The organism is Sulfodiicoccus acidiphilus, assembly GCF_003967175.1.
GTDB classification, from domain to species: Archaea; Thermoproteota; Thermoprotei_A; order Sulfolobales; family Sulfolobaceae; genus Sulfodiicoccus; species Sulfodiicoccus acidiphilus.
The window spans coordinates 433,230-448,604 of the sequence record NZ_AP018553.1 but is presented as its reverse complement, the minus strand read 5'-3'; the positions used below and the strand labels follow the sequence as shown (position 1 = coordinate 448,604).

Sequence of the window (15,375 nt, the reverse complement as noted above, 5' to 3'; positions counted from 1 at the left end):
TTATTGAAGAGCAAAGATTTAAATGTCTTTAAACAAGCTGAGCCCGGTTGAGCTCATGTCAGAGTACGACATGGTAGTCATAGGCGGAGGACCAGTTGGTATGTTCACTACCTTCTACGCGGGGCTGAGGGACATGAGGGTCCTTACGGTGGACGCCCAAGACGAACTCGGAGGACAGTTAGTGTCTCTTTACCCTGAAAAGATAATCTACGACGTAGGAGGCTACCCCGCCATATCAGCGTACGAGCTCGCTCAAAAGTTAGCTGAACAGATGAAAACCTTCGGTCCAGACGTCAGGATGAAGGAATACGTGGACTGGATAAGACAGAACGAAGATAAGACGTGGTCGGTGGAGACCAACACGGGGTATAAGGCTAAGACGAAGACAGTGGCGATAGCGGTGGGACTGGGTAGGCTGGCTCCCAGTAGACTTGGAGCTAAGGGAGAAGAACAGTACGAGAATAGGGGTGTGTATTACGCTGTGAGGCGAAAGAGCGACTTCACTGGTAAGCGTGTGATGGTGGTGGGCGGAGGTGACGCGGCCGTGGATTGGGCGCTTATGTTGGCTCCAGTGGCGAAGTCGGTCACCTTGATACATAGGAGGGACCAGTTCAGGGCCTTGGAGAGCAACGTCAAACAGCTCTACAGGGTGGCCCAGGTGAAGACTTGGCACGAGCTCAAGGAGGTTCGGGGAGATGGAAATAAGGTAACTCAAGCGATCATCTTCGACAACAGGACTAAGGAAGAGGAGGTGTTGGACTTAGACGCGGTGGTCATAAGCATAGGATACAAGGGAGATCTGGGAAACATGCCGAAGTGGGGGATAGCAATGAGGGGTAGGGAGGTACTGGTCAACTCCAGGATGGAAACTAACTTGCCTGGAGTATACGCCGTAGGGGACATCGTATCACAGCCAGACACTCCGAAATTAGCCATAATAGCGGTAGGCTTTGGACAGGCGGTAATAGCGACTAGCGTAGCTAAAAAATACATAGATCCCAGCGCATCTACTTTCGGCGGACACAGCTCCGAGATGGATAAGTTCAAGAAGTGAGCGGTGCCGGATAGGTGACGCTCTGCGCCAAGGTTAGCAGAAGAGACTACGAGAATGTGAAGGGGAGGCTCAAAAGGGAGGCGAAGTTCCTCCCATTCGTTGAGGGGGACTACATTTACGTTCCGGTGAGTGAGCCTTTCGGACAGGTAGTGGAGTGCAGTCCGCCTCAAAGGGAGAACAGGAGACTCAGTTCGCTGTTCCCCGGTGTGAGGGGGTACTACGTAGTAGGGCACGCGGCAGTGATAAAACACAGAGAGGGAATCGACCTCGAGAATGTGGCTAAGTTCATAGCCGCTACCAACAGGAGGGTGAAGAGCGTCTTTCTCAAGGAGAAAGTGGAGGGTGAGTACAGGGTGAACAAATTGAGACTGGTGTGGGGTGAGGACAACTCCGTGGTCAAGTTTAGGGAGAACGGTCTCACCTTCCAAGTCGATCTGAGGGAGGTGTTCGTGGACCCCTCTATGGCTCAGGTTCGAGCGGAGATGGGAAGGAACCTGAAGGGAGGGAGGGTTTTAGACGTCTTCGCCGGTTACGGAGCCACCTCCCTCCACCTTGCAAGAGAGGGAACACAGGTCGTAGCGGGCGACCTCAACCCAGAGGCGGTGAAGTGGGCCCTGTGGAACGCGAAACTCAACAAACTATTACACAAGGTGGACGTGATCAGGTACGACGGCCACAGTTTACCCTTCAGAGACGGGGCGTTCGAGAAGTGTGTAGCCGACAATCCCACCTCCCTATGGGAGTTCGAGGAAGAGATTTGCAGGGTCTGCAAGTCTGTGATTGGCTTGGCCTTAGCCGAGAGTCCCCCCAAGGGGTGGAAAGTGATCAACGAGTACTCCAAGGAACTCTCGATATTCCAAGGCCCTCTGGGATGCAGCAAGGAGGGCCACCAGTCTCTTTCCGCCCCTTAACTCCTGAACGAATGACCTGTCGAGGTCGGCGGCGGCCTTGTCGGCCGAGACCCCCACAGTGGCGGGCTCAATGAAGGTGGACCTCCTCACTATCAACTTCACCTTGTTCGAGGAGGTGATGTCGATACTCCCCCTGGCTTTCACCACTTCCACCCTCGATCCCACCACCAAACCGATCCAGATCCAACCGCCCCTTAACTCCTGAACGAATGACCTGTCGAGGTCGGCGGCGGCCTTGTCGGCCGAGACCGCGATAATGCAGTCCCCGCGGGGGGTTAGGTGAGATTCCCTCGTGAGCTCGAAGGTGGTCCTGTGAGTTGCCCTGACGTTAGGATGACCCCTTCCCTCTACCAGTTGAAGCTTCATCCCTCACCACTATGAACGTGTTCCCCCTCACCTCCAATAACTTAGCCCCGAGTCTCCTAGACGCATCGACTGCGAACCGCTCTCTATCCTCCACTGCCACCCTCATCCTCACCTTGAGTATTCCTTCCCTCTTCAACCTCTTGGAGATCTCGTTGAGGCTTCCTTCCGTCAGCCCCCTCTTTCCGACGCTCACCTTCGCTCCTTCTTTCCTAACTCTCTTCAGTTTGTCCTCGAAGTCTATACCTCCTCACCCACCCACAGAGGAGACACCTACGTATTAAGGTCTTCCTCTTTACCCTCCTAGACTCAGTCAGTCCAAGAACGAGAGGTGAGAAGCACCTTCTACAGTAGCTCCTTCTCATTTCTCTAGGTAAACGAACTCTCCCCTTCGCGACGTAGGTTAGGGCCAGCCTCACATACTTTCTCGAGAGCTCGACTTCTCCAGAGCGGGCAAGCTTGACGGCCTCTACCATTAGTTCCTCGGCCCTCTCCCTGAGCTCGCTCATGCCTTACATGCTCCTCAGAAGCTTTTAATCGTTGAAGTCGAAAGGCCAGCGTGGAGTCGTCCGTCAACACGGTGAGGGAGATGTCGAAGGTATTGTCCTCTCAGTTCCCTTTCGAGACGACCCTCTTGGTGGTGTTAGCAGTTGGAGCTGAGGAAGAGGCTTGAGGAAAATCGCTTCAACCAATACGTCCAGGTATTGGAGTGGGAAGGAGGACTACCCATAGCTGTGAAGGACGTAATTGACGTCAAGGGAGCGAGGACCACTGCCGGTTCGAGGGTGATGGAATACGTGGCAGAGGAGGACTCCTCAGTGGTGAGAAGACTGAAGAGGGCCGGGTTCACTCCCATAGCCAAGGCAAATACCCACGAGTTCGCCATAGGCGCTACAAACACTAGCAGCAGGTTCGGGCCCACGAGAAATCCCCGAGATCCGTCAAGGATCACCGGCGGTTCTAGCGGTGGCTCGGCTGCTGCCGTGGCGGCTGGGGACGTGGAGCTAGCTCTTGGAACTGACACTGGAGGCTCGATTAGGATACCGGCTGCACTATGCGGAGTCTACGGCTTCAAACCTACCTTCGGGAGAGTAAGTAGGAACGGTGTTGTGCCGATGGCGTGGAGCCTAGACCACGTCGGATTCATAGGAAGGGACCTGAAATTGATCGTGGAGGCCTACAAAGCCTCAAAGGGTTACGACAGTAAGGACCCAAGTACCACTCTCAACCTATCGGTACCAGAGAAGGATAGGAAGTATAGGAGGGTCGGCTTGATCAGGGAAATGACTGAGGGCACGGAGGTAGAGAAGGAGTTCATGAAATTCGTGGACAAGCTCAGTTCGACCTTAGAAGTAGAGTATGTCTCGCTCCAAGACAAGGGCTGGTCCGAGGCTCGATTCGTCATAGCTGCGGTCGAGGCAGCTGCCTACCACTCAAAGTTCCTGCCAGAACGGGAGACGCTTTACTTTCCAGATGTAATTTCCTTCCTAAGGATGGGGATGGGACTTAGAGGAGTAGACTACGTTAACGCCCAAAGGATCAGGAGCGAGGCAGTGTCGTACCTTTCAAGGATTTTCAAGTCGTTCGATTTACTCATTTGTCCGACGGTGAAGGTGAGGCCTCCTCTACTCGAGGAGGTCTTGGGAAAGGAAGTAGAGTGGAGAGTGAGATTGGTCTCCAACACGGCGCCCTTCAACCTAACCGGTAACCCAGCTCTCTCTGTCCCGATCAACGAGATGGTGGGGGCCCAAATGGTGGCAGACTTGGGAGAGGACCTCTCCCTGCTCGAGTTCGTCATCAATACCTTAGGGGCTCGCTCAATTTGACTAACGCAGAGGTGAGAGCCTTCCCACCGACCATACTAGCGGCCATGGCGTCGGCCTCCTTCTCCATTTCGTTTATGGCCATCCTATACAGCCTCACCTGTAACGGGTTCAGGAACGCAACCACTAGAGTGGCATAATAGATCACCTTTAGGCTCATGTGACCCAGTTTTACGTGAGATAACTCGTGATAGAGCACTGCTGCCAGTTCTTCCTCTCCTAGGCCCTCCAAGGCCCCCACGGAGATTACCACCCTGGGGGTGAACGAGATCGTCGTGTAAACAACGGGATCTCCCCTGTCAAGCACCGACAACTTCGCCCTCACCCCGACCTTACGAGTTGCTTCGGTGAAGGTCCTCAACAACTCTGGATGGGGTTCTAGGTAGTTCCTTGAGGCCAATCCGACATAAAATGTCCTCAACACGACTAGGAAGGTCAGAGAGCTTACGAAGAGCGTCGCAGGCTCCGCTAATAGGTGAAGAGGTATCCTCCCGAACCTAGTCCAAACGTCTAGCAAGAAATGTGCGTATCCTGAAACGTAAGCCACCATGGGGGCGGCTCCAAGTACAGGGCCCACCTTCCAGAGTCTTTTCAACGAAATCCCCAGTAGGGAAAGAAACACTGAGAGCGCAACCGCCTCCCCGAGGCGGATGAGTCTAACCTCTATCGGACTCGGAGGAAGCAAGTCTCCTCAGTCTCTCCTTGAGCTCCTTCAAGTTCGTGTCTCCCAATATAGAGGCGAAGGCTGGATCCTCTAGGGAGTCCAAGATAGTGGTTGCCATTCTCCTTATCTTGGACCTCTGGAATTCTTCCCTAGTGACCTTTGGGTAGTAAATATACCTGAGCCCACCCTCCTTTACTAACTCCCTCCGCAGGAAGCCCTTCCTGTAGAGCCTGTCAAGCACAGTCGAAACCGTGGTGGGGGCAAGCGATCTTGTGCGACTGAGCTCCTCGTGAACGTCCTTAACGAACGCTCTACCTCTGGACCAAACCACCTCCATGACTAGTCTCTCCAGTTCTCCCAGCTCATCCACAATTGTCAAGGGAACTCTAAGCTTATATGCTTGAGCCCAACTACAGTAATAGTTGCCTCCATGAGGGTAAAACTGATCGCCACCCGCAACAGAGTCGACGGCAAGTTCAGGACTGCTATTTCGTTGAGATTGCAACACCCACCAGGAGATGTTGAGTACGAAGTCTTTGAGGGATACCCCAGGCTTCCTCCGACTTTTAACGGTTACGAGAGAAGCTGGAGGACAGCGATTAACTGGACGCTGAGATTCGCAACACAACCGCTCATCCCTGTGAGGGGAGAAGTGGTGCATTCGTTCTTCCTAGACAATCTCTACATACCTCGAGGAAAGTGGGTCACAGAACTGGACCAACCCATATCCACATTTTTCACAGAGTACGCTAAGCTCAGCGGACTATCCAAGAGGGTCGGGGAACTGTTGTTTAGAACTTTGAATAGGAGAGCCGTAGTGGTGACGTGGACGGAGTGGAGTGCGGACGGACTTAAGGCAGATGGATTAGAGGACGTCAGGATCATACCACCTCCAATGGAAACGGGCTTCAGGAGACCTCACAGTAAATCGACCATCCTGTTCGTAGGATTGGACTACGACAGGAAGGGAGGGGAGGTGGCTGAACACGTCTTCCTTTCTATTGGTAAGGAACACAGGAAAATATGGATAGGCCAACCGAGGAGAAGACTGAAGGACGTAGAGTATGTGAATCCTTTGCCCCGGGAGAGACTGAGAGAACTTTTGATGGAGACCGATGTGCTCCTTTTCCCGAGCCAAGTTGAGGCTTACGGGTTCACAATGCTCGAGGCCATGAGCGTGGGAGTGCCAGTAGTGTCCTCTGACTACGGCTCGCTGCCGGAAACGCTTCAAGGAGGGGGGGAGTTATGCGAAAGGAGGGACGTAAGGTGTTTCTTGGAGTCCTCTAAGGAGCTACTTGACTCCCCTGAGCTGAACAGGAAGTTAGGTTCTGCAGGCAGGCGGGTCGTGGAGAGTAGACATTCACCGGGGGAAGTAGGACGTAAACTAGCCGAACTTTACACATCCTTGGCAGAGTGAAGCAGTACTTAGACGTGATCTCACATTAAATACCTTCCTAAGCTTATCTGACTTCCTCCCCGCCCTGGAAGGGACGAGGGTTCCCTCCCAGGGGGCTCGTCGTTCCCACCATCGGTTCGGGATTACATGTCTCGTTTGGTGGGCAGTCGAGTGGATCAGAGATCCACTCCCATTTGAAGAGGAGGGGACTTTCACCCATTACGTCTAGTCCCTTAAAGGAAATTGAAGCCGCTGCTCGCTCCTCCCTCAGTCCCATTAAACCTTAGATCGAGCTGGGGAGGAGCGTCGTTAGTACCACTAAGAGAAATTTCACAAAGAAGTATAAATATGAGGGGGCTGTCCGTCCCCGCCGTGAAAGGCGAGACTTTCCGCCCCCTCAACCCCCGACTTTGTAAGATATCTCTCTACACACATTTAGCCGCTCTGATAGAGTGACCTTGAGTTTTCTGTTTACCACACTTGTGAACCACTACCACTTACGGAGGTGCTTCCTACTTCGCGACCCCACGAGGGTGGGGCGCCCCACGGGCACCGAGCGTCGTCCAGCGTATTTGGACGTGTGCGCGATCCCTTTCACCCGCCTCTGGCCAACGGTTGGGACGGAGGCGTGACTTAGCTGACCCTCCCCTTTCGGGCGTCTAGGTGAAGGTCGCTGCGTTTAACTGTCTCGACACGTAGTCTGGGAACTGGTGTTGGAGTGGAAGGGGGCCATTCGTCCTCGCGGGTGGTCTACCTCCACTCACGTTTCAAGACAACATTATGGATGAGGAGACGGGCAGACTCCTTATAGAAATGTTTTTATATAATAAAAACAAAGAATCCTCTGATCTCGGCTGTAAAAGCTAGATCTCATTCTCGGGACTGGGGGAAACTTACGCCTGTGGAAAGCTATCTTCCGTAACTCCTCTTCCGTACTGTTCACGGAACTGTCCCTCTGAACCTCCGCTATGGTTAAGGGGAATCAAGATTGCTCTGTGAAGCAGGAGACCTTCGAGGCGATGACGCCCCGTTAGTAAGGGGTTGTTCACCCACATAAGTCCTCATTTATTTATTTTTCCTCATCCATCGGGACTCGGCAAATTAATCATAGGACGTTTAAGGAGCCAGTCTTTGGGGAATTTAGGCTTTCTTAGTGGCTAAGAGATGGACTCTAAGCTTCAAGAGCTACAAGTTAGCGGAGATCTAAGGAGGATTCCCATCTGTTGAAGGAACGTCTCCTAGGAAGACCCAAAAATAGAAACGAAGCTCGAAGTGAAACTTCTCCATAAGGTCCTTTCCTTGCATTTAGGAGGAGTTGACGTCCACATTAACAATCTGAACTTGAATCCTCACGTAGTACATGTAGTAACAACACTACTTCCCCTCGTTAGACTAGTTAGTTTGTAGATTCCTTAACCTTATCTATTGAAACCTAAGAACCTTCTCGTCAACCTATCTGTCCTTCCTGGTGAAGTTTTCCACACCACCATCGGGAGAAAGTCCTTCGGAGGGGATGACATCGAATACCTCACAACGTTTTAGTCGAGTTTAGGGGATGTGGTTCCTAAACCCCCATTTTTATAACTGTTAGTAGGGATAGTTTATAACATGGCCGAGATTTCAGCGGCAATAATAGACGCCGTTCTGAAGCAGTTCTCGGAGAAAATTGTCAAGAAAGTCCAAGAAGGCAAGAAATTGACCGACTCTGAAGTGATGATGCTCATTTTCTCCCAGGCGATGCAAGCTGTTAGAGCGGAGATTTCAGGTCTGAGGCAAGAGATGAACGGTAGGATGGATGGACTGAACAGTAGGATGGATGGACTAGAGAAGAGGATAGAGGCCGTAGACAGCAAGGTGGACTCCTTCAGGAACGAGATGAACGGTAGGATGGATGGACTGAACAGTAGGATGGATGGACTAGAGAAGAGGATAGAGGCCGTAGACAGCAAGGTGGACTCCTTCAGGAACGAGATGAACGGTAGGATGGATGGACTGAACAGTAGGATGGATGGACTAGAGAAGAGGATAGAGGCCGTAGACAGCAAGGTGGACTCCTTCAGGAACGAGATGAACGGTAGGATGGATGGACTGAACAGTAGGATGGATGGACTAGAGAAGAGGATAGAGGCCGTAGACAGCAAGGTGGACTCCTTCAGGAACGAGATGAACGGTAGGATGGATGGACTGAACAGTAGGATGGATGGACTAGAGAAGAGGATAGAGGCCGTAGACAGCAAGGTGGACTCCTTCAGGAACGAGATGAACGGTAGGATGGATGGACTGAACAGTAAAGTTGAAGTTCTTGACAGTAAGGTCAACGAAATTGATAAGAAGGTGGGATCGCTAAGGAAGCGGCTCGCCACCCTTCTACGCAAAATGGAGAACAAAGAAGGTTGAAAAGGGTACACTAGAAAACGAGGGATCAGTACCGTCAGAGGAGAGGTGCGAAGAAATCCTTGTGTCGTAGAAGGAAAGTGTTAGCTGCGTTGTCCTTGGCCTCTGCAGTTTCAGTGGGGGCCGGTGGAGGTCTACTCTGGTTCTACAAGCTGGTACCGGAAATTCTCACCATATTCACAGCTCTTGCGGTGCTCTTGGTCCTCTTCGCTGCGCTCGAGATAAGGGCAGGAAAAGAGTGGGCCATACATCTAGGAGCCTCCCTAGCCACGGTAGCCATGATCACCTCGTCTTTATCCAGGGCCCATTTTAGGGCACTCCTACAATTCGGTAGAGCACCAGTAATAACGGTATTGGACGTCTTAATGGTGGCAGGATTTTACGTGTTCCCAGCGGCCTACTTAATAATGTGGGGTTACTTGACAGCAAAGATAATGAAAGAAATGAAAAATGAGAGAACAAACTCTCACCATCCGTGACTGCAAGGGGACTTGGTGGAGGACTAAAGTCGAATGTACTTTGACTGGCCCTTTAATCTCTAGGTAAGGAAAACAGTCTAAGAAATAGTCCTGAGGAGTTCCATTAAGGAAGAGGACCTTCCATTACCGCAGACTTTCAGGGTCAACTAGCAGAAAACTTAGCTCTTTCGAGATCCTCGGAGTCCTCCTTTTGTTCGCGATAAGCCGCGCTCAGGTCGGCTAGAAGCGAGGGGCCCTGTACGTTTTTGTAGATGAGGAAAGCTTTCTTAGTCAACTGCAACCTATCTATGTCATGGGCAGGGCGCAAGCCATCAGGAATATGATGGAGGACCTGGAGGCCGTTAACAAGACCTTCGAGGAACTCGAACCGTTCTTCAAGTTCCTCAAGTTAAGGATTGTGAAACTAGAGGAAGGGAGGGCTGTGCTTGAGATTCCGTTTCACAAGGAGATCACCAGAACGGGGGACATCCTACATGGAGGAGCCGTAATGACGGTGATGGATTACACGGGTGGTCTCACAGTGATGACTGTGAACGATGGAGAAGATCAGGTAACGCAGGAACTCAAGGTCAACTTTCTCGAACCAATGAGAAAAGGCCCCTTCACCTCGGAAGGGAAAATAGTGAGGAAAGGACGAACCACAGTGGTGGTAGACCTAGAGTTCAGGGACTCGTCGGGGACATTGGGAGCCAAGGCCCTTGGCACGTGGTACATCTTGAGAAGAATGTGAAGTGATGTGATACCTCACCTTTCCAGGTCTCATGGTGTACCTGGAACTTCAAGGATTCTCTGAGTCATCCTCGCGAGTGAATTGAAGGGGCAGTCGCACTAGATCCCGTTTGTCTCCACGCTTTCATTTCAGTTGTTTCAAGTTGATTTGCGATCGAGTGTAGGGACTCGTCCCTCAACCCCGCGGTCGTCCAGATCACGTTTAGGGGACTGGGCTCCTTGGGGGCCCAGCGACGAGGGGGCTCGCATCTCCATGATCACTCCCCCCAGGCGGAGCTCAAATCGGCGTTAGAGGTCGTCTACTATTAACGAAATTAACGTATAAACCAAAAACATTTCCGTCAACGTGGAAGAGGGTTTCAGCCCTAACATCCTATTAACCTTGGCGAGGTAAGAAGGAAACATGGGCCCTCATGAACAATTGGCCCTGAAGGACGATGTCATGAGAATGCTAGTCCAGAAGTACGGGAAGCTAAGACCCGAGATTAAAGACAAGTTCTTCGGCCTAATAGAGGCGGTGGTGTGGCAGCAACTTAGCTGGAAGGCAGCTTCCGCCGTGGTGGCGAGGCTCCGGTCTATTGGGACTACCCCCGAGTCGATCGTGGCTCACTCCTCCATTCTGACTGGGGTGGGTCTCTCGAGGAGAAAAGTTGAGTATATAATCTCCATAGCTAAGGCAGTGGAGCAAGGAACCTTAGACTTGGAGGCCCTCACTTGGAAGTCAGACGACGAGGTTTTAGCAACATTAACGACCATGAGGGGAATAGGGGAGTGGACTGCTCAGATGTACCTCATTTTTTGTCTAAGAAGGGAGGATGTTCTCCCGGCCGGGGACCTAGGTGTGAGGAAGGCGATAGGAAGACTCTACTTCAATGGATCCGTCCCCGACAGGAAGCAGGTGCTCCAGTTGGGCGAGAAGTGGAAGCCGGTGAGGACTTACGCCACCATCTACCTTTGGAAGAGCGGTACGAACGACTCTACCATTCCAGTGCTCACAGTTTAAAGTTTAAACACTTCTTTATCTAAATTTTCTTAGTGACGCTCACGACTTCCCTCTTCCAGCTCGATTGAGGACTCAGAAACTGCGGGAGGGGAAAGCAACGCCTTCCTTCCCCCTTAAGGGGCTGGACGTCAAGGAGGAAAGGTCCCTCTTTAAGTGGGGGTGGCTCTCTGATCCACTCGTCTGCCCACCAAATGAGAAATGCAGTTTCGAGTTGATGGTGGGAACGACGAGCCCTCTGGGAGTGAACCCTTCCGGGGGGAGGGGAGGAAGTCAGATCACGTGCCTCCTATAAACGGATCTTCCAACCTATGATGGGCACATTTCACTAGGTCTCGTGGACGATAAAGGTCGGCTGGGAGATGTAGAGAGGTAAACGTTGAAAGTTGAGTCGGGATGGTTTTATCACGTGCGAACTACCCCCACCCTGACGGACGTGGCGTCCTTGCGACCTGGGTTTCCCATTCCCTGAGCCAACCGGGTCCCCTCACCGCGAAGGAGGAACGGTGTGGAAGGGAGGTTACGAGTTTCGTCCTTCACCGAGTTCCCCGCGGTCACTAGGTATCCACCTTTACGGCAGAGGTGCGATCGCTTTCGTTTCGCGAGCGAAACGTTTCTACGAGTGGACCTTCCCTGGGGAGGGGACTTTAACCCCCTCAAACGTCAATAAAGTTAAGTAGAGGTGATGACGAACTAGGAGAAAAATGGAGAGAAAAACTAAAGTGAGGAAATTAAAGAGATGAAGGAGAAAAAGAGTAGGTATTGATAGAGAGAAAGGAGTTCTACGTTGTCATCTATGCGTGCCGGGAAATAGAACTTGTCTCATCGAGGATTGATCGAGGACATTTAGAAGCACCCGTATCAGTGGAGATCCGACCAGCGTAGCCGTTCAAACCCTCTCGAAGAACTCAATGTCAGTTATGGATCCCCTCCTCTCTACCTTGAACTTCGGTTTGACCTGGTCTCCCTCCTCGACTTCGTCTGACACGTAATGGAGCAGTCCCCCGAAGATCCCGTCAAAACGTATCAAGGCTAGCTTCACGGGTCTAGTCAGTTTCTTCCCCTCATCGTCCACTTTCACCTGCACCACGTTTACGGCCCTTCCCTTCCCAGTGGGAACGAGCTCCTTCGCCTCACCTCTGCACACAGGACAATACAACTTAGGAGGTAGAAAGACCGTCCCACACGAAGAGCACTTCGAGGCCGTGAGTCTTCCCTGCTTTAGCTCCTCAAGCCACTTATCCCCCATTGGACCTGGAGTGTACTCGTAGGCATCTATTTCCATTCTCACTTCCATTGTACCACCTCGAAACACTCTATGTCGTTTATTCCTCCCTGTTTCTCCTTTGCCCATCTAGCCCTCACCTTAGATCCTAGGAGCTTCATCGACTTAACGTCGTCGGGGTCGGCACAGATCCTGTGCATCAGCCCTGGAAAGCGGTACTCGTCCCCAGATCCCTCAAGCCGCACAACCCCAACCACTTCTGGCGTCTCCAACCTTTCCCTCTCCGCAGCTATGTAAACCACGACAGCGGTCTCCACGTATCCCTCATCTTTTACCTCCACCCACTCAGTAAGTGGGACGTAGCAGTACTGACAGTATACCTTAGGGGGAACGTGAACCAGACGACAGGAGGGGCACCTAGTTCCCAAGATCTTCCCTTCCTTCAATCCACGGAAGAACCTAGAGTATGCCTCTCCTGGGGCCACGTCGTAGACTGCTCTCGGCCTAGTGATCTCTTTCACGGCCCTCTTGAAGTCCTCCTCGCTGAGGGGCGTGCCCTTCGTCGAATTCACCTCCTCATCACCACCACTGTCCCAACTTGCATAAGGTCCCCCCAGGCCTGGGCCAGTCCAGTCACCGCGTCCTTTTTTACCTGTCTTGCCCCGGCCTCACCTCGCAGTTGCCAGAAGATCTCGGCCACCTTCATCAGTCCCGCTGCCGCTATAGGATTCCCTACTCCAAGTAATCCGCCGCTAGGGCTGGTGGGAAGCTCGCCGTCCCTCTGTGTCAGTCCTTCTCTCGTCAACTTGGCGGCCCCGCAAGGAGCACAGAGCCCAAGTCCCTCCATGTGGTGGAGCTCCTTGTAGTCAAAGGGGTCGTAGGGTTCAACCACGTCTATCTCTTTCGCTGGGTTAGTTACTCCGGCTAACCTATAGGCCATCTCCGCGGCCCTTCTCACGTAAACTGGGAAAGAGAGGTCCCTATTGGTCCAGTTGGTGGAATCCAAGTTGAACCCGATACCCTCGACCCAAACCGGGTTGTCTGTGAGCCTGTTGGCCCACTCTTCGGATACCATGACTAGGGCCGCCGCCCCATCTGACACAGGAGATACGTCGAGCCTGTTAACTGGGTACACTAACATTTCACTGTTAAGCACGTCCTCAACAGTGATCCTGCCCGCAGCCTGAGCCGAGGGGTGGTCTAGGGCATTTCTTTTGTTTTTCACGGACACTAGCGCTATGTCCTCTTTTTTGACGCCACACCTATACATGTACCTGTGCATCTCCATGGCGAAGATCCATATCAAGTTCGGGTTGAGTGGTTTCTCGATTAGAGGATCCCATATGTGTTTGAACACCGCTTGAGGGTGGGGCTGAGCGGCAGAGCTCATCTTCTCCTCCGCTAGGACCAGCACCCTCTTACACAGTCCAGACGCTACGTGCCACCAGGCTGCAACGGGAACGAACACACCAGTCCCCCCGCCCACGTAGACCCTGACGTGAGGCTTCCCGTCGGCCACACCCTCGACGTAGTATTCACCTTTCATGTGGACGCCGTCGAAGGCGTCTGGAGCGCTCCCGCTAACAACGCAGTCCACGTCCTTGAAGTCCAGACCAGCCTCCTGCAGGGCCTGCTTGGCGGCGATCCAAGCTAGTTCCTGTGGAGTTTCCAGGAGCCTCCTCCTGAATAGGGTGAGCCCAGCCCCTACGACAGCAACTCTATTCTTCACATTTACGTTTGGCCTCAAGGCGTCACCACCACTACTGCGGTCGTGTTCCCCGTGCCACTAACCACCACTCCTACACCATCTAAGAGGTCGCACGCCGCAGCGAGCCTCGCTAACCCATGGGCCTCCAGAGGAAGGCCCTCGCTGAGGGCACCTCCCCTCCTGTTCACGGGGAGACTGCCCTCTCTAGACAGATCTCCTCCATTCAACGCACTCCTAACGTCGTCTACCAGTCCCATTGAGACCAGATCCCGAAGGGCCACGAAGCTATACCTTTCGTCGACTTCCGCGAACCCTAGCTTCCTCTTGGGGTCCTCTATCCCAGCGAGCTTGAAGGCCATCCTCGCCGCGTTCCTAGCTGACATGTCGATCTCTAGGTTCCTGTACGATGGAGTGTGGTAGTCCGACGCCCACCCCACGCCCATTAACCAAACCGGCGAGCCAGAGAGTTCCCTGGCCTTGGCCTCAGAGGCTACCACGAACACCAACGAGGCATCTGTCCTGGGAGCGAGATCGCTCTCTGATAAGGGACCGAGCACCTGCTCTTCGTGCAGGTAAGCGTCTACGGAAAGGTCAGAGGCGTGAGGAGCCCTTGAGCTTAAGAGCCCGTTCCTCTTAGTCTGGGAGACGTACAGCCCCAAGTCCTCCCTCGTTAGTTTGGCCGATCGCATGAACGCCTTGGCCTCCACGGCCTTGACGCTGTGATAGTTTGGGAAGTTAAGGGGCCTGACATATATGGGGTCCTGGGACATACGCTCCACGTCCCCGTAGGACTTCACTTCCGAGGGCTTCCCGTGAGCCTCCACCACCACAACGTCGAAGGCGCCTGTCCTTATCATCATATATGCGTTTACGATGCCCAACAGACCGTCCCCGGTAACGGTGAAGACTGGTTTAAGTGCACCTCCCAGTTGGTCCGGGGCGAACTCGTCTGTTATTGATATTCCCTCCCAGAAGTCCTCCTTGCAGGACACGAAAGCATCGACGTCAGTCCTCGGATTGAGTCCGACCTTCGCGTAGGCCTTAGAGGCCGCCTCGAAGGTCATCTCCCTGAAGCTCTTGTCTGAGACAGAAGGAGCGAACCCTGAGAAGCCATAAGATACCAATCCGACCCTCATGGAATTCACCTCGGCAATGGCGTAGAAGGAAATGGTAAAAAGTTTAGTTTCCTAGTTTCTGTTAGTTGACTATTACAGGGAGGTTTGGGCTTCTCGGGATCCCGTATTATTTCATAATCGATCCTGAAATCCTCGCACTTCACAGGAGTCTCTGAAGAGGCTAACCCTCCTCCACCCCATCGGTGGAACGACCCTACATACTGGAGTATAGAAGTCCAATAAGGAGGTCGTTTGTCTTTAGTTTTATTAATAAGGAGAAATAAAGTAATGTCATAATTGTTCGCTCTCCACTGACAAGACCCGAACCAAGAGAGTGCAGAAGTAGGCCCAGCGGCCTAGTTCCGGCTTCGAGTTCACAGGTGGAGATAAGACGACTTCATCTCCTTACAAGGGACTTTCCCCTTAACTTCACCTTATCCGCGACGCCCCGTCGTTGAGTGTCGTTGGGGTAGTTTCTTGAAGACCGATATTTAAACGAGGGATCTATCCATCC

The 15,375-nt window shown here is 52.7% G+C and carries 18 protein-coding genes; 8 read left to right on the top strand and 10 right to left on the bottom strand.

Annotated features, from left to right (window positions below; translation table 11 throughout):
- Nucleotides 1-55: 55 nt before the first annotated feature.
- Together HS1genome_RS02495 and HS1genome_RS02490 are read left to right on the top strand one after the other, a co-directional pair.
- Nucleotides 56-1,054 (top strand): NAD(P)/FAD-dependent oxidoreductase, encoded by a 999-nt coding sequence (locus tag HS1genome_RS02495; RefSeq protein WP_126449395.1) that lies wholly within the window; start codon nt 56-58, stop codon nt 1,052-1,054.
- A 14-nt stretch (nt 1,055-1,068) separates the two neighbouring features.
- Nucleotides 1,069-1,965, top strand: a complete 897-nt coding sequence (locus HS1genome_RS02490; RefSeq protein WP_126449393.1) for a class I SAM-dependent methyltransferase — start codon at nt 1,069-1,071, stop codon at nt 1,963-1,965.
- On the opposite strand, the gene HS1genome_RS02485 is transcribed toward HS1genome_RS02490, so the two are convergent.
- The 3 genes from HS1genome_RS02485 to HS1genome_RS02475 are packed head-to-tail and all read right to left on the bottom strand — an operon-like array spanning nt 1,846 to nt 2,837.
- Nucleotides 1,846-2,331, bottom strand: coding sequence for a DUF371 domain-containing protein (locus tag HS1genome_RS02485; RefSeq protein ID WP_126449392.1), 486 nt, complete (start codon nt 2,329-2,331; stop codon nt 1,846-1,848). The genes HS1genome_RS02490 and HS1genome_RS02485 overlap by 120 nt on opposite strands.
- Entirely contained in the window at nt 2,294-2,554 is a 261-nt protein-coding gene (locus HS1genome_RS02480; RefSeq protein ID WP_268243627.1) for a YhbY family RNA-binding protein, read from the bottom strand. The genes HS1genome_RS02485 and HS1genome_RS02480 overlap by 38 nt, the downstream gene beginning before the upstream one ends.
- Complete coding sequence (locus HS1genome_RS02475; protein ID WP_126449388.1) at nt 2,541-2,837, bottom strand: ribonuclease P protein component 4; 297 nt, start codon at nt 2,835-2,837, stop codon at nt 2,541-2,543. Before HS1genome_RS02475 ends, HS1genome_RS02480 begins: the two co-directional genes overlap by 14 nt.
- A gap of 141 nt (nt 2,838-2,978) precedes the next feature.
- Here HS1genome_RS02475 and HS1genome_RS02470 point away from each other — a divergent pair, with 141 nt between their 5' ends.
- Complete coding sequence (locus HS1genome_RS02470; RefSeq protein ID WP_126449387.1) at nt 2,979-4,154, top strand: amidase; 1,176 nt, start codon at nt 2,979-2,981, stop codon at nt 4,152-4,154.
- On the opposite strand, the gene HS1genome_RS02465 is transcribed toward HS1genome_RS02470, so the two are convergent.
- On the bottom strand, nt 4,126-4,836 hold the full coding sequence (locus HS1genome_RS02465) for a M56 family metallopeptidase (protein WP_126449385.1): 711 nt from the start codon (nt 4,834-4,836) through the stop codon (nt 4,126-4,128). The two genes, HS1genome_RS02470 and HS1genome_RS02465, sit on opposite strands and share 29 nt — an antisense overlap.
- Entirely contained in the window at nt 4,808-5,185 is a 378-nt protein-coding gene (locus HS1genome_RS11930) for a BlaI/MecI/CopY family transcriptional regulator (RefSeq protein ID WP_158613681.1), read from the bottom strand. The genes HS1genome_RS02465 and HS1genome_RS11930 overlap by 29 nt, the downstream gene beginning before the upstream one ends.
- Nucleotides 5,186-5,215: 30 nt before the next feature.
- Here HS1genome_RS11930 and HS1genome_RS02455 point away from each other — a divergent pair, with 30 nt between their 5' ends.
- Nucleotides 5,216-6,232 (top strand): glycosyltransferase family 4 protein, encoded by a 1,017-nt coding sequence (locus tag HS1genome_RS02455; protein ID WP_158613679.1) that lies wholly within the window; start codon nt 5,216-5,218, stop codon nt 6,230-6,232.
- A gap of 43 nt (nt 6,233-6,275) precedes the next feature.
- Here HS1genome_RS02455 and HS1genome_RS12445 read toward each other — a convergent pair whose 3' ends face one another.
- Nucleotides 6,276-6,488, bottom strand: a complete 213-nt coding sequence (locus tag HS1genome_RS12445; RefSeq protein WP_126449380.1) for a hypothetical protein — start codon at nt 6,486-6,488, stop codon at nt 6,276-6,278.
- A gap of 1,331 nt (nt 6,489-7,819) precedes the next feature.
- Here HS1genome_RS12445 and HS1genome_RS02445 point away from each other — a divergent pair.
- From HS1genome_RS02445 to HS1genome_RS02430, 4 genes are all read left to right on the top strand, one after another.
- Nucleotides 7,820-8,608, top strand: a complete 789-nt coding sequence (locus tag HS1genome_RS02445; RefSeq protein ID WP_126449378.1) for a coiled-coil domain-containing protein — start codon at nt 7,820-7,822, stop codon at nt 8,606-8,608.
- A gap of 59 nt (nt 8,609-8,667) precedes the next feature.
- The gene (locus HS1genome_RS02440; RefSeq protein ID WP_126449377.1) at nt 8,668-9,084 is read left to right on the top strand and encodes a hypothetical protein; all 417 of its coding nucleotides are present in this window, start codon (nt 8,668-8,670) and stop codon (nt 9,082-9,084) included.
- A 322-nt stretch (nt 9,085-9,406) separates the two neighbouring features.
- Nucleotides 9,407-9,814, top strand: a complete 408-nt coding sequence (locus tag HS1genome_RS02435; protein ID WP_126451277.1) for a PaaI family thioesterase — start codon at nt 9,407-9,409, stop codon at nt 9,812-9,814.
- A gap of 402 nt (nt 9,815-10,216) precedes the next feature.
- Complete coding sequence (locus HS1genome_RS02430) at nt 10,217-10,816, top strand: DNA-3-methyladenine glycosylase family protein (RefSeq protein ID WP_126449376.1); 600 nt, start codon at nt 10,217-10,219, stop codon at nt 10,814-10,816.
- Nucleotides 10,817-11,702: 886 nt separating this feature from the next.
- On the opposite strand, the gene HS1genome_RS02420 is transcribed toward HS1genome_RS02430, so the two are convergent.
- From HS1genome_RS02420 to HS1genome_RS02405, 4 genes are read right to left on the bottom strand one after another with little or no spacing between them, the layout of a single operon-like run.
- Nucleotides 11,703-12,110 (bottom strand): Zn-ribbon domain-containing OB-fold protein, encoded by a 408-nt coding sequence (locus HS1genome_RS02420; protein ID WP_126449374.1) that lies wholly within the window; start codon nt 12,108-12,110, stop codon nt 11,703-11,705.
- Nucleotides 12,101-12,610 (bottom strand): Zn-ribbon domain-containing OB-fold protein, encoded by a 510-nt coding sequence (locus HS1genome_RS02415; RefSeq protein WP_126449372.1) that lies wholly within the window; start codon nt 12,608-12,610, stop codon nt 12,101-12,103. Before HS1genome_RS02415 ends, HS1genome_RS02420 begins: the two co-directional genes overlap by 10 nt.
- Nucleotides 12,607-13,785 (bottom strand): thiolase domain-containing protein, encoded by a 1,179-nt coding sequence (locus HS1genome_RS02410; RefSeq protein ID WP_126449371.1) that lies wholly within the window; start codon nt 13,783-13,785, stop codon nt 12,607-12,609. The genes HS1genome_RS02415 and HS1genome_RS02410 overlap by 4 nt, the downstream gene beginning before the upstream one ends.
- Complete coding sequence (locus tag HS1genome_RS02405; RefSeq protein ID WP_126449369.1) at nt 13,782-14,882, bottom strand: thiolase C-terminal domain-containing protein; 1,101 nt, start codon at nt 14,880-14,882, stop codon at nt 13,782-13,784. Before HS1genome_RS02405 ends, HS1genome_RS02410 begins: the two co-directional genes overlap by 4 nt.
- Between the last annotated feature and the right edge of the window lie 493 nt (nt 14,883-15,375).

Excerpts from the sequence above, each read along its gene's own strand:
- HS1genome_RS02495 (WP_126449395.1), top strand. The coding sequence starts at position 56 with ATGTCAGAGTACGACATGGTAGTCATAGGCGGAGGACCAGTTGGTATG.
- HS1genome_RS02485 (WP_126449392.1), bottom strand. The coding sequence starts at position 2,331 with ATGAAGCTTCAACTGGTAGAGGGAAGGGGTCATCCTAACGTCAGGGCA.
- HS1genome_RS02475 (WP_126449388.1), bottom strand. The coding sequence starts at position 2,837 with ATGAGCGAGCTCAGGGAGAGGGCCGAGGAACTAATGGTAGAGGCCGTC.
- HS1genome_RS12445 (WP_126449380.1), bottom strand. The coding sequence starts at position 6,488 with ATGGGACTGAGGGAGGAGCGAGCAGCGGCTTCAATTTCCTTTAAGGGA.
- HS1genome_RS02445 (WP_126449378.1), top strand. The coding sequence starts at position 7,820 with ATGGCCGAGATTTCAGCGGCAATAATAGACGCCGTTCTGAAGCAGTTC.
- HS1genome_RS02435 (WP_126451277.1), top strand. The coding sequence starts at position 9,407 with ATGGAGGACCTGGAGGCCGTTAACAAGACCTTCGAGGAACTCGAACCG.
- HS1genome_RS02430 (WP_126449376.1), top strand. The coding sequence starts at position 10,217 with ATGGGCCCTCATGAACAATTGGCCCTGAAGGACGATGTCATGAGAATG.
- HS1genome_RS02420 (WP_126449374.1), bottom strand. The coding sequence starts at position 12,110 with ATGGAAGTGAGAATGGAAATAGATGCCTACGAGTACACTCCAGGTCCA.
- HS1genome_RS02405 (WP_126449369.1), bottom strand. The coding sequence starts at position 14,882 with ATGAGGGTCGGATTGGTATCTTATGGCTTCTCAGGGTTCGCTCCTTCT.